Source organism: Streptococcus sp. HMSC034B05, assembly GCF_001809055.1.
GTDB classification, from domain to species: domain Bacteria; phylum Bacillota; class Bacilli; order Lactobacillales; family Streptococcaceae; genus Streptococcus; species Streptococcus constellatus.
Window position 1 is genome coordinate 38,847 of record NZ_KV795598.1, and the last position, 12,310, is coordinate 51,156.

The following is a 12,310-nucleotide window of genomic DNA, read 5'->3' on the forward strand; positions in this document are numbered from 1 at the left end:
TTCTATATTGTGCATATTTTTCGTACGTTGTTGAAAGCACAAAATGTTAACAGTTTTTACTCTAACTAGAAAAAGTAGACTGGATGTTGTCCAGCCTACCTTATTTTTATTTAAAACGGCAATTCCTCTTCTTCTAGAACCAAATCTGCCAAGTCTGCACCTGTATTATTCTCACGAAGAGCTCGTTGGGCACGACTTTCTAATAACTGGAAGCCATTGCAAAGCACTTCTGTTACATAATGTGTCACACCGTCTTTCTCATAACGGCGAGTACGAAGTTCTCCATCAAGAGAAATTAAGCTTCCTTTTGTTGCATAACTTGCTAAGGTTTCGGCTAATTTGCCCCAAACAATGACGTTTACAAAATCCGCTTCTCGCTCGCCATTTTGTCCTTTATATCGGCGATTAACAGCAAGCGTTGCACGCGCCACAGATTTATCATTAGCTGTTTTATTTAACTCTGGTGTATTAACCAAGCGACCAATTAAAATTACTTTATTATACATTTTCTTTTCCTCCTAACTATTTATTCGTAAGAAAAAAGAAAAAATCGTGAAAATTCACGATTAATTTGTACTTATTCTTGCCAATGTTTGATTGGATCAAAAGCTGTTCCTACTACTTCCGAGCTTGCTAATTCAATAATTCCGCGCTTTTGTGGGGCATTTGGTAGTTGCAACTCACGAGGACTGCACATCATACCAAAACTCGCTACTCCACGCAGTTCACCAGGAAAAATCAAGTTTCCTTTTGGCATCATAGCACCAGGTAATGCCACAATCGTCTTGAGACCCACTTTAGCATTAGGCGCTCCTGCTACGATTTGAATTACTTTTTCTGCTGCGACTCTTACTTGACAAATATTGAGATGGTCACTATCCGGATGTGCTTCCATTTCAACAATTTCACCCACTACAAATTTTGGAGTAAGGTCATTGACTAATTCTGGCTCAAAACCTGCTTGACTCAATTCTTGGTTAAGAACTGAAATTTCTTCATCGGTCAGGAAAACTTGTCCGCGATCAGTGATATTAAAAAGATTGGAAACCCCAAAAATATTCCAAGCAACCGTTTCTCCAGTATCTTGGCGATAGACACGCGCCACATCACCTTTGCGTTCAGCAGATAACTTAGCATCTTGACTGTCTGCAACAATCACCATCAACACATCGCCAACATGCTCTTTATTATATGTAAAAATCATTGTTCCTCCACTATATACAATTCATACTAACTGTGCTAAAAATTCATTGATTTGCATCTTCGTTTTTCGCTCTCGATTAACAAAACGACCAATTTCTTGCCCATTTTCTAAGACTACCAGGCTAGGAATGCCATAGATATTCCATTTTTTGGCAACTTCCATATAGTCATCACGATTAACCTCAACAAAGGTAAAATCGGGATTTTCTGCTTCAATTTCAGGCAGCAATGGTTTTAGAAAACGACAATCTCCGCACCAGTCAGCTGTGAAAAGGAAAACAGTTTTTCCTTCACGATTTACTAATGTTGCTAATTCTTCGATAGTTGCTGGAATCATCATTGTTCTTCCTCATAGCTCAATTCGCCATTTTCATACACAAATGTAAAGTGCCGATCATCTTCGTACACCACACCACCAACCAATTGATGTTCATCTGACTTATATAATTGCACGTACAGTGTAGCAATTGGACCTAATTCAGATAACCTTTTCCGAATGTCAGCAACTAATTGCTCACGCTGCTCAGCTTCTTTTCGTTCATCCAACGTTTTTTTAGTAGCATAAGCTGCAATCCCTACTCCCGCAAGTGCAGCCGTTGTTAATAGAATCTTTTTAGCTTTCATGACAATATTTTAACACAAAAGATAAATTGGGACAAATCGAAACACTATTGTTTTTTATCTTTGAACGCTACCCAACTATGATAGAAAATGATAAAATAAGAGCAGAAAGAAGGTTAATGATGTCAGAATTATTTTCAAAAATTAAAGAAGTGACAGAAATCTCTGCTATTTCAGGGCACGAAGCGCCTGTTCGTGATTATTTGCGTGAAAAAATCACCCCTCATGTGGACGAAGTCGTAACAGATGGCCTAGGAGGCATTTTCGGAGTGAAACATTCAGAAGCTATTGATGCGCCACGTATACTCGTTGCTGCACACATGGACGAAGTTGGCTTCATGGTGAGTGAAATCAGAGCAGACGGAACTTTCCGAGTCGTTCAAATCGGAGGTTGGAATCCACTGGTTGTCAGCAGCCAACGCTTTAAATTATTTACTCATACAGGAGACGAAATTCCTGTTATTTCAGGCTCCATTCCACCGCATTTGACACGTGGAACAGGTGGACCAAGTCTACCAAGGATTGAAGACATCGTTTTTGACGGTGGGTTTGCTGACAAAGCGGAAGCTGAAAGCTACGGGATTCGTCCCGGTGACACGATTGTGCCAGACAGTTCCGCTATCCTCACAGTCAACGGCAAAAATATCATTTCTAAAGCTTGGGATAATCGTTACGGTGTTCTCATGGTGAGTGAACTAGTTCAGGCACTTTCTGGACAAAAACTTGACAACGAACTTTATGTTGGGGCAAACGTCCAAGAAGAAGTTGGCTTGCGTGGTGCTCATGTTTCAACGACTAAATTTGACCCAGAAGTTTTCCTTGCGGTGGACTGTTCTCCAGCTGGTGACATTTATGGCGATCAAGGTGCCATCGGAGAAGGAACCTTAATTCGTTTCTTTGATCCAGGACATCTCATGCTACCGAATATGAAAGATTTCCTTTTGACAACCGCAGAAGAGACAGGTATCAAATATCAATACTACTGTGGCAAAGGCGGTACTGATGCAGGTGCAGCACATCTGAAAAATGGCGGCGTACCTTCAACTACTATCGGTGTCTGTGCACGCTATATTCATTCTCATCAAACGCTCTATGCAATGGACGACTTCCTCCAAGCTCAAGCTTTCTTACAAGCTCTGGTTAAGAAGTTGGATCGCTCAACTGTTGATTTGATTACACGTTATTAAAGTTTGAAGCTAGGAACTTTTTTCCCAGCTTCAAACTTTACTGTCTCAATGTATTTTTGCTATTAGAAGTAAAGAGACTGAACGTCATGTTCGGTCTCTTTTGAATGTTTATTCATCATTTTTACTTATTGTTTAAGCCCATCAACTTACGAAACTCAGGAATCCGTTGCAGCTGCGGAACAATGAGCATCGTCACAAATACTCGTAAAGGAATTTCAAAAACTGACCAAGCCCGAGCTGCATATAGAGCAAAAAATGGTACCTTATATTGCAAATGTAGAACTAGTGGTATCAATGTAAATGTTCCCACTCCCATAATAGCTAATGTGGCTAACGTAACCCACAACCAGTCTTTCTTGCGCTCTACTTTCAATTCTTTTCCATAAAAGAAATAACCATAGAGCATACCTTGCAGCGCTTCAATCAATGTAAACCAGATAATAAATGGATGTCCTTGATTTACAAAAAAGAAAGAGGCTACATCGTAAACAGCAGAAACCAGACCAGACAATAATGGATCAGCAATCGTTCCCATAAGGGTATAGCTAATAAAGGCAGGGCTTAGCTTCCATAAATTAGGAATAACAAAGACTGAGAACTTCTCCAACACAAAGCAGAGAGCCACAATCATAGCAAGGGCAACCAAAAGTTGCACCGACAACTTAGGCGAATTCTTTTTCATAGTTCGCTCCTTTTCTATTCGGGAGCCGTCTGATCGACAGCGGATGCAATGGCCTACCGCACAAAAGTTTCGTTGTATGGCAACATCCCATCCATACACACTTAACGCAGACCACTTACTCTGTGCAAATGAATTGCTCTTTTATTCTATCATATTTTAATTAGTTAGAAAATTATTTTTGGGAATTATATACCTGTTTACACAACTACAAAGTATAGTTGTCAAATTTACAAAAATCTTATTTTAAGATACTATATATCGTGATTAGGGTAAAGTGCTATATAGTTCCCTTATTTTTTATCTATCATTCAGTAGATATTTTCTGACTTCTGCAAGGAAGTAAAGAGAGCCTGTGATAAGCAACAGCTCTTTCTCTTCGTATTCATCTCTTTGATACTGTGTTAAATAATGCTCCCAATTAACAAAGGCAAGCTTTTCATTCTTTGCCAAACCTTGCATCTCTTCTTTTGAAAAACTTCGTGCATCAGCAAATGAAGTTAGTAATAATTGTACTTGTGGAATCTCTTTTAACAAAGCAATCATTTCTTGTACATCTTTTGTCTGAATACAAGAAAATAAAACCTTTTTTTGATAATCTGGAAAATGGCTTTCTATAGAAGCAATCAGTGCTTTCATTGCATGAGGATTGTGTGCACCATCTAGAAAAATCAAAGGTGCAGCTGAAATTTTTTCCAAACGAGCAGGCCAATACGTTTGTTTCAATGCCCGTCTTATCTCATCTTGCCTTAACAACGGCAAACCTTTCAAGTAGCAATAGTGATCGCACAATTCAAGTGCCAATCCCGCATTCTCAACTTGATGAACACCAAAAAGAGCACTTTGATAGCCTTCTTTCAGCCTACATGCGTTTGAAAACAAGAATTCTTCTACCTCTGCCGAACTTTGCACAGGCTCCACCTGATAGTCTTGCCCATAACAAACATGAGGAGACTGAAGTTGTTGAGCCTTATTGTGAATAACTGCCAGTGGTTCGGAAGCAATCTTTCCTGTCACCAACGGCACACCCTCTTTGATAATACCGGCTTTCTGCTCTGCAATGTCTGCTAAGCTTGTTCCTAAAATTGCTGTGTGATCAAGTCCAATTGTCGTAATAGCTGTTAAATCCGGTTGACATACATTGGTGCTGTCCAATAAACCACCTAGCCCTACTTCCATGATAACCACATCTACCTGTTGCTGAAGGAAATACTCATAAGCCAAAACTGTGATAATTTCAAACTCTGTTATTTCCTGTAAAATCGTATCATCTGCCTGTTTTTTTAATAAGCCCTGATAGGTTTGCAATAAAGAATGAAAATCTTGGTCAGAAATAGACACTCCATTGATGGCAATTTGTTCATTATAAGACATCAGATAAGGTGATGTAAACGTTCCAACACGTAGCTTCTTTGCTTGCAAAAGCTGACGTAAATGCGCAATTGTTGATCCTTTTCCATTGGTACCGGCAACATGAATGACCGATACTTGCAAATGCGGATTCCCCCGCAATACTAAAAGCCTCCTCACTCTTTCTAAGCCCAAATGTGGTTCTGTTGTTTGATGCTGCTGCAACCATTCTAAGTGTTGTTCTTCTTTTTCTTTCATCATCTTTCTTATCCAATCTATAATGCTCTCATTTTATCATAGAAGTGAGATTTCTACAAAAAGATTTACCAAAAAATGAGCAAGAAAAGAAGAGAAACACTATTACGCACTAAATGACTAAAAACAGAGAATTCTAAACGAAGACTTGCCTTTGGAATAACAAAAGAAAGTAATAACCCCAAACCTGTATAAATGATAAAGCATACCAAATCAGCTGGATTTCGTAAAACGATAAATATCAAACTTCCTATGATAAAACTCGCTCGTGCTTGACCTTTTAAAAATAGAAAGCGAACAACATAGGATCGCACTTCAGGAACGAGCGCAACTACATCAACACCTAGTAAAAAAAGAGAGGAGTGAATGAAAAGGCTCATAAACAATTTCTGACTTTCTGAGACTTCTGCCAAACCTTCTACAATCATCAGATAAGCTCCTATCGCATTGATAAATACCATCATAAGATAGGAAAAACGTAGTAAGGGCCAGTAACGAGCAACCAATATCTCTGATTTAAAATTAGTTAATTCTCTGGAAAAATAACGAAAATAAAGTAGTCCACAAAAAAACAAAATGAACAAAAATACAAAACTGGACTGCTGAAAGGTTAACGATTTGGATAAAGGTGTCGTCAACAATACCAAGGTAATCTGTGTTAGAACGATCAGCAAGCTCATTTGAAGAATATTTTTTATGTTTTTCATTTTAACTCCTTTTTCTACCTTTTTAGTATAAAAAATTTCAACGATTTTACCAGGAAATGCCCTAAAAGGTTATCTTTTATACCTAAATAGGAGAAAATGAAATAAAGTAAAATAAGAATTTTCTTAACAGTCCATCTTTATCCCACAACAGTTTTTTTAATAAATTGAAACAAAGTGTTCATTCAAAAAATAAAAATAGAAACAATCTCTTTAGGACTATAAGTCAAATTAAGATTGTGCCTATTTTTTGAATTATAATTTAGTTCTTGTTTCAGACCTATTTAATCATTTTTCTTCACTAAAATTTCAAGAGTTTCAAGAAGATTTTCTCCATTGACTTCAATAGTATCGCCAGTTGCTTTGATTTTAACTTCAACGATTCCATCTGCAGCTTTTTTCCCGATAGTCACACGGATTGGCAGCCCAATCAAGTCACTATCGCTGAATTTCACACCAGCGCGCTCATTGCGGTCATCTGTTAAGACTTCATAACCAGCCTTGACTAGTTCTGCCTCTAGTTGTTCTGTCAAAGCAAGAGCTTCTTCATCTTTGACATTTACAGGGATTAGATGCACATCAAACGGTGCTAATTCTTTCGGGAAATTGATTCCCCAAGCATAGCGATAGTCTCCTTTTGGTGTTTTATTGACGAAGAGACGTGCGTGTTGCTCCATAACAGCTGATAAGAGACGGCTGACACCAATACCATAGCAGCCCATTACAACAGGAACTGCACGACCATTTTCATCTAAAACAGTCGCATTCATACTTTCTGAATAACGAGTTCCTAATTTAAAAATATGTCCAATTTCAATGCCACGTGCAAATTTCAAGACGCCTTGTCCGTCTGGTGAAATTTCTCCTTCACGCACCTCGCGAATATCCACATATTCTGCTGTGAAATCGCGGTCCGGATTGACACCGGTCAAATGATAACCGTCTTCATTGGCACCAACCACCGCATTTCGAACGTCCTCTACCTTGCGGTCAGCGATAATTTGAACATCTTCTGGAAGATGAACAGGTCCAAGAGAACCAAAGTTTGCTCCAAATAATTCACGAACTTCTTCTTCACTTGCTGGTTCAAAAAAATCAGCACCTAGATAATTTTTCAGCTTGACTTCATTCAGTTGATCATTCCCAACAAGAAGCGCTACAATCGGTTTCTCATCAGCAATATAAACCAACGTTTTAATTGTTTGGCTTTCATCAACATGAAGAAAAGCAGCGACTTCATCAATTGACTTGCAATCTGGAGTCTCTATACGAGTCAATTCCTCTTCTGCCACGACACGATTGCTTGGTTTGTATTCATTTGTTGCCATTTCCAAATTTGCAGCATAGCTTGACTCACTTGAATACACAACAGTATCTTCACCAGACACCAACCAACTTGTCAATTCAGCTTTAATAGCTTCTTGCACATCAGCTGGAATTTCATCAAAGCTAGCGACTGACTTGTCCAAGACAACCCAACGGCTGAGGTCTGTCCGTTCAGGTGTAATGGCCATAAATTCTTGACTATCCTTTCCACCCATGGCACCACCATCACCGATAATACCTTTAAATTCAATCTCACTACGAGTAAAAATATTTTCATAAGCCGTCTTGTATTCATCATAAGTCACGTCTAGGCTATCGTAATTGGCATGGAAGCTATAACCATCTTTCATGATAAATTCACGTGTCCGCAAAAGACCATTCCTAGGACGTTTTTCATCACGATATTTAGCTTGGATTTGATATAGATTGAGCGGGAGCTGTTTATAAGACTTGACAGAATCCCGTACAATTGCGGTGAATGTTTCTTCGTGAGTTGGCCCCAAGATAAAATCTGAACCTTCACGATTTTTTAATTTATAGAGATCTTCACCGTAAGTTTCATAACGACCAGATTCACGCCAAAGATCGGCACTAAGAAGTGCTGGAGCCAGCATTTCGACTGCACCAATTTTCTCAAATTCTTCCCGCATGATTTTTTTTGCTTTTTCAATCACACGATTTGCTAAGGGCAAATAAGAATAAACACCTGCTGATATTTGACGGACATAACCAGCCCGCAACATCAAGGCATGACTAATGACTTGCGCATCACTAGGCATTTCCCGCAGTGTTGGGATTAACATTTTACTTTGTTTCATAAATTCTTCCTTTTATTTATTATTTAGAATTCACCTTTTAAAAGAAGGTTCTCATAATATCATTCCAGGTCACCGCAATCATTAGGAGTACCATAACAGCGACACCTGCTAACGTGACATAGGTTTCTGTTTCCTGCTTTAATGGTTTACGACGAATGGCTTCAAGCAGATTGAGCACAATTTTTCCACCGTCAAGCGCCGGGATAGGAATGAGATTAAAAATGCCGATATTCAGAGAGAGCATAGCTAATAAAGCGATAACACTTTCAATTCCACCTTTAGCTGCTTCACTGCTGGCTTTGTAAATCGCCACAGGACCGCCCAGTTTATTGATGTCTGGATGGAAAATTAAATTTTTTAAAGCATCAAAGATGCGGAAGCTAGCGTTCCAAGCCATGCTAAATCCGCCCGCAATCATAGACGGAAAATCCGATTTCAAGCCCGGCATCACTCCTAATAAATATCTACCTTGCTCTTTTTTAGGCTTAACTGTCAGCTCTTGAACTTTATTTCCGCTTTTAACAATCACATTTAGTTCTGACTGCCCTTTACTGTTTTTCGTCTCAGACTGAACAGCTTTGGTCAAATCCGACCAATTCTTGATTTCTGCTTGACCAACTTTTAAAATTTGGTCTTTGTTTTTTACACCAGCCTGAGCTAAGGCGCCCCCCTGTAAGACACGAACATGATTTGTATGCTGGTCTGCAACGCCCCCCTGCATAAAAATCAACAGCAGAAAAGCTACAATTCCCAAAATGAAGTTGTTCATCGGACCAGCAAAGTTGGTAATGAGACGACCGCCAAGACTGGCATTTTGATATTGGACATCAAGTGGTGCAATCCTCACTTCTGTACCGTCTTCTTCTACGATTGTTGCGTCATGGTCAACCGCATACGTTTTTTGCTCATCTAGTACCAAACCAGTGATTTCAAGCTTATCTTCCAAATCAAAACCTGTCACATTCATGGGCAAAGCCGTCTGGTCGATTTTCTTGCCCGAAAGATTGATTCGGATAACCTTGCCTGCTTCATTTAAAGTCAAACTAGCAGGTGTTCCCGTCTTAATCTCTGTTGCGTCATCACCCCAGCCTGCCATACGAACATAGCCACCTAGCGGTAACATCCGAATAGTATATGCTGTTCCATCTTTGCCAATATGAGCAAAAATTTTTGGACCCATTCCAATGGAAAACTCGCGTACCAAAATGCCTGATTTTTTCGCAAAATAGAAATGTCCAAATTCATGAACGACAACAATAATTCCAAAAATAATGATAAAGGTGATAATTCCTATAATACCTGACTGCATTACACCAACCTTTCTACGTTCTCATAGTAATGATTTTCCTTCATTTTATTTTATAGCAAAACAAGGATACTCCATTTCGCTTAAGTTTTGCTTACATTATACATCTCGCAAAAGAAAATTTCCATTTCTGGAAATTCTTTTCGGCTTTCTCATTAGAATAATCCAAAGAAATGCATCAAGGGAAAGACGAACAACATACTGTCAAAACGATCCAAAACACCACCATGACCTGGGATAAATTTACCTGAATCTTTGACTCCAAAATGGCGTTTAATCGCACTTTCTACCAAATCTCCAAATTGACCAGCAATACTAAAGAATACAGCAAAAAGAAGCATGATGGGAAGGTGATGAGGTTCAGCAACATTTTTATCAAACAACATAAAAATGAATGTCACTAGGACTGCTGAAACAATCCCACCCAGACTACCTTCTACGGTTTTATTTGGAGAAACATGAGGAGCTAAACGATGCACACCATATCTTCGCCCGACCAAATAAGCTCCACTATCAGTTGCCCAGACAATAAACAGAGCCAGTAGTACTTTATCAAAACCAGCTATACGCGCATCTAGCAAGGCGTTGAAACCAATCCCTACATAAAAACTAGCAGCAATCGGATAAGCGGCATCTTCAAAACTGTAATGTTTCCCTAAAACAGTTGAGCCCAACAATATAAAAACAACTAAACTATAAGCCACCACGTTTCCATCTACCGGCAAAAATTTCAAATAATTTTCGAGTGGAATAGTCAGCACAAAAGCAGCCAACATGGCTAAAATACCCTCTAAAGTGGTTGTCCTAAGTCCTTTCATTTGTAGCAATTCATGAACACCTAGCATAGCTAAAAGTCCCATACCAATTTGCAGAAGAGGCCCTCCCATCATCAAAATCGGAATGAAGATAGCAAGTGCTATGCCTCCAAAAATCACACGTCTTTGTAAATCTTTATCCATAAATTCTCCTACACACCGCCAAATCGACGATTTCGTTTACTATATTCCTCAATAGCTGCTTTCAATGCTTTTTCATTAAAATCTGGCCATAAAATATCTGTAAAATACAGCTCGCTGTATGCACTTTGCCAAGGCAAAAAATTACTTAAACGCACTTCACCACTTGTCCGAATAATCAAATCCGGATCACGCAACAAGCGAGGTAGATTGCTGGTTTGTAAGTAGTTGGCAATCATTTCTTCATTAATCTCGCCCGGACTGAATTTAGCATCTAACACATCTTGAGCAATCATTTTAACAGCCTGAACAATTTCAGCCCGACCGCCATAATTCAGGGCAAAATTGAGGATTAAGCCTGTATTGAGCCGCGTCAATTCTTCCGCCTTGCAAAGCGCCTCATAAGTTGCCTTAGGCAAACGTTCTGTATCTCCAATCATTTGAATTTTGACATTATTTCGATGCAACTCAGGCACATAACGATCATAAAATTCAACAGGCAAATTCATGATAAAACTGACTTCTTTTTGAGGACGAGACCAATTTTCTGTAGAAAACGCATAAACTGTTAACACCTGAACACCCAATTCTTTGGCTGCAATCGTAACATTTTGCAATGTTTCCATACCGGACTTATGTCCAAAAACACGCGGCTGCATGCGCTTTTTAGCCCAACGACCATTCCCGTCCATAATGATACCGATATGTTTCGGTATTTGTAATGGAACTTCAATTTTTTCTTTTTTCTTAAAACTAAACATCTGCTTGTTTTCCTAATAAAGTTTTACATTTCATTATATCATAAATCCTATGGATATGCGCAATTGACCTCTATTTTTGTCCCTAAACGAACAAAACAGCCGAAAGGCTGTTCTGCATTATTGTAGTTGCTATTTTATTCTTCAATAGCTGAATCTTCTGACATCTCAACGCTTCCATCAGCTCCTGCAACTGCTGTGATTCCCTCTGTCAGCGGCAATACAGTTTTGATAGCAGTTAATTCAAACGTCAAGTAAACACCATCTACATCAAGGACAACTGTTTTCTTTTCAGTATCGACTTCATCAACCGTACCATACAAACCACCAATTGTAATGACTTCATATCCTTTTTGTAATTTATTCAAGCTTTCCATCCGTTTATCTGCTTGTTTCTTTTGAGAACGTTGCATGAAGAACATCAAGCCCATCATCACAACCAACATAATTAAAATTGAAAAACCGTTACCCATTTTAGTCTCCTTTAGATTTCATATATTATCTACTATAGCAGATTTTAAAGAGATTTACAAGACAGTTCCATTGATTGTACAAAACTCTATCTCAAGGCTGAGATTAGCAATTCACTCTCTTTACTTCATGACCTGTTTTTTCCAACAAACGAAGAAAATCGCTATAAGCAATGTTGAGCGTGGTACTATTTACAAATGGATGAAAACCAACGGTTAAACTAGGATCGACTTCCTCGTCCACAATAAGCTGAACTTTCTTTTCCTTATCAAAAAGCAGCCCAAAAGGTGTGACTGCACCTGGCTCTACTTGCAAAAGCTCCTCTAGTTCCTTGTCATTAGCAAAAGATAACCGTTTTTCATCTAAGACTTCTGCCAAATGTTTAATGTTTGCTCTTTTCTCGTCGCGCAAAATGACTAAATAAAATTGTCGTCCTTTTTTACTTTTCAACACGAGATTTTTCACCTGCTGTCCTGGCAAAACAATTCCTTTTTCAGCCGCTTCAATCACTGAAGAAATTGGTTCATGATCTAGACGCTCATAAGCAATATGCAAATCATCCAATACTTGATAAATCTTTTCTTCGTTTGTCATTTATTCGCTCCTTATGTAAGAGGTTTCCTGCTTTTATTATACCACTTTCACAAACAAAAAATCGAGGCAATCTCACCTCGAT

At 38.7% G+C, this 12,310-nt stretch carries 14 protein-coding genes and 1 riboswitch; of the genes, 1 reads left to right on the top strand and 13 read right to left on the bottom strand.

Annotated features, from left to right (window positions below):
• Positions 1-110: 110 nt before the first annotated feature.
• From HMPREF2542_RS03760 to HMPREF2542_RS03775, 4 genes are all read right to left on the bottom strand, one after another.
• Positions 111-506: a single-stranded DNA-binding protein gene (locus tag HMPREF2542_RS03760; protein WP_003070740.1), complete on the bottom strand. Its 396-nt coding sequence runs from the start codon at positions 504-506 to the stop codon at positions 111-113.
• A gap of 71 nt (positions 507-577) precedes the next feature.
• On the bottom strand, positions 578-1,204 hold the full coding sequence (gene ytpR, locus HMPREF2542_RS03765) for a YtpR family tRNA-binding protein (protein WP_058669902.1): 627 nt from the start codon (positions 1,202-1,204) through the stop codon (positions 578-580).
• Positions 1,205-1,225: 21 nt separating this feature from the next.
• Entirely contained in the window at positions 1,226-1,543 is a 318-nt protein-coding gene (locus tag HMPREF2542_RS03770) for a thioredoxin family protein (protein WP_003070744.1), read from the bottom strand.
• Positions 1,540-1,827 (bottom strand): DUF4651 domain-containing protein, encoded by a 288-nt coding sequence (locus HMPREF2542_RS03775; RefSeq protein WP_037598135.1) that lies wholly within the window; start codon positions 1,825-1,827, stop codon positions 1,540-1,542. The genes HMPREF2542_RS03770 and HMPREF2542_RS03775 overlap by 4 nt, the downstream gene beginning before the upstream one ends.
• A 119-nt stretch (positions 1,828-1,946) precedes the next feature.
• Between HMPREF2542_RS03775 and pepA the strand changes: the two genes are divergently transcribed.
• Complete coding sequence (pepA, locus tag HMPREF2542_RS03780) at positions 1,947-3,011, top strand: glutamyl aminopeptidase (protein ID WP_070484350.1); 1,065 nt, start codon at positions 1,947-1,949, stop codon at positions 3,009-3,011.
• 121 nt (positions 3,012-3,132) lie between these two features.
• Here the strand turns inward: pepA and HMPREF2542_RS03785 are convergent, their stop codons facing one another.
• The 9 genes from HMPREF2542_RS03785 to HMPREF2542_RS03825 form a co-directional block, all read right to left on the bottom strand.
• A complete protein-coding gene (locus HMPREF2542_RS03785; RefSeq protein ID WP_070484354.1) occupies positions 3,133-3,693 on the bottom strand; it encodes a folate family ECF transporter S component in 561 nt (186 codons plus the stop codon).
• Positions 3,694-3,728: 35 nt separating this feature from the next.
• Positions 3,729-3,818, bottom strand: a riboswitch (THF riboswitch).
• Between the two features lie 172 nt (positions 3,819-3,990).
• Positions 3,991-5,298 (bottom strand): bifunctional folylpolyglutamate synthase/dihydrofolate synthase, encoded by a 1,308-nt coding sequence (locus HMPREF2542_RS03790; RefSeq protein WP_070484357.1) that lies wholly within the window; start codon positions 5,296-5,298, stop codon positions 3,991-3,993.
• Positions 5,299-5,363: 65 nt separating this feature from the next.
• Positions 5,364-6,002, bottom strand: coding sequence for a CPBP family intramembrane metalloprotease (locus HMPREF2542_RS03795; RefSeq protein ID WP_058669907.1), 639 nt, complete (start codon positions 6,000-6,002; stop codon positions 5,364-5,366).
• A gap of 281 nt (positions 6,003-6,283) precedes the next feature.
• The gene (locus HMPREF2542_RS03800) at positions 6,284-8,143 is read right to left on the bottom strand and encodes a proline--tRNA ligase (protein WP_039677623.1); all 1,860 of its coding nucleotides are present in this window, start codon (positions 8,141-8,143) and stop codon (positions 6,284-6,286) included.
• A 37-nt stretch (positions 8,144-8,180) separates the two neighbouring features.
• Complete coding sequence (locus HMPREF2542_RS03805) at positions 8,181-9,452, bottom strand: M50 family metallopeptidase (protein ID WP_058669908.1); 1,272 nt, start codon at positions 9,450-9,452, stop codon at positions 8,181-8,183.
• Positions 9,453-9,604: 152 nt separating this feature from the next.
• A complete protein-coding gene (locus HMPREF2542_RS03810; RefSeq protein WP_058669909.1) occupies positions 9,605-10,408 on the bottom strand; it encodes a phosphatidate cytidylyltransferase in 804 nt (267 codons plus the stop codon).
• An 8-nt stretch (positions 10,409-10,416) separates the two neighbouring features.
• Positions 10,417-11,166, bottom strand: coding sequence for an isoprenyl transferase (locus HMPREF2542_RS03815; protein WP_003070760.1), 750 nt, complete (start codon positions 11,164-11,166; stop codon positions 10,417-10,419).
• A 134-nt stretch (positions 11,167-11,300) separates the two neighbouring features.
• Positions 11,301-11,636, bottom strand: coding sequence for a preprotein translocase subunit YajC (gene yajC / locus HMPREF2542_RS03820; RefSeq protein WP_003070761.1), 336 nt, complete (start codon positions 11,634-11,636; stop codon positions 11,301-11,303).
• 103 nt (positions 11,637-11,739) lie between these two features.
• A complete protein-coding gene (locus HMPREF2542_RS03825; protein WP_003070763.1) occupies positions 11,740-12,228 on the bottom strand; it encodes a prolyl-tRNA synthetase associated domain-containing protein in 489 nt (162 codons plus the stop codon).
• Positions 12,229-12,310: the final 82 nt, after the last annotated feature.

Excerpts from the sequence above, each read along its gene's own strand:
- HMPREF2542_RS03760 (WP_003070740.1), bottom strand. The coding sequence starts at position 506 with ATGTATAATAAAGTAATTTTAATTGGTCGCTTGGTTAATACACCAGAG.
- ytpR (WP_058669902.1), bottom strand. The coding sequence starts at position 1,204 with ATGATTTTTACATATAATAAAGAGCATGTTGGCGATGTGTTGATGGTG.
- HMPREF2542_RS03810 (WP_058669909.1), bottom strand. The coding sequence starts at position 10,408 with ATGGATAAAGATTTACAAAGACGTGTGATTTTTGGAGGCATAGCACTT.
- HMPREF2542_RS03775 (WP_037598135.1), bottom strand. The coding sequence starts at position 1,827 with ATGAAAGCTAAAAAGATTCTATTAACAACGGCTGCACTTGCGGGAGTA.
- HMPREF2542_RS03770 (WP_003070744.1), bottom strand. The coding sequence starts at position 1,543 with ATGATGATTCCAGCAACTATCGAAGAATTAGCAACATTAGTAAATCGT.
- yajC (WP_003070761.1), bottom strand. The coding sequence starts at position 11,636 with ATGGGTAACGGTTTTTCAATTTTAATTATGTTGGTTGTGATGATGGGC.
- HMPREF2542_RS03790 (WP_070484357.1), bottom strand. The coding sequence starts at position 5,298 with ATGAAAGAAAAAGAAGAACAACACTTAGAATGGTTGCAGCAGCATCAA.
- HMPREF2542_RS03800 (WP_039677623.1), bottom strand. The coding sequence starts at position 8,143 with ATGAAACAAAGTAAAATGTTAATCCCAACACTGCGGGAAATGCCTAGT.
- HMPREF2542_RS03825 (WP_003070763.1), bottom strand. The coding sequence starts at position 12,228 with ATGACAAACGAAGAAAAGATTTATCAAGTATTGGATGATTTGCATATT.
- pepA (WP_070484350.1), top strand. The coding sequence starts at position 1,947 with ATGTCAGAATTATTTTCAAAAATTAAAGAAGTGACAGAAATCTCTGCT.
- HMPREF2542_RS03815 (WP_003070760.1), bottom strand. The coding sequence starts at position 11,166 with ATGTTTAGTTTTAAGAAAAAAGAAAAAATTGAAGTTCCATTACAAATA.
- HMPREF2542_RS03785 (WP_070484354.1), bottom strand. The coding sequence starts at position 3,693 with ATGAAAAAGAATTCGCCTAAGTTGTCGGTGCAACTTTTGGTTGCCCTT.
- HMPREF2542_RS03795 (WP_058669907.1), bottom strand. The coding sequence starts at position 6,002 with ATGAAAAACATAAAAAATATTCTTCAAATGAGCTTGCTGATCGTTCTA.
- HMPREF2542_RS03805 (WP_058669908.1), bottom strand. The coding sequence starts at position 9,452 with ATGCAGTCAGGTATTATAGGAATTATCACCTTTATCATTATTTTTGGA.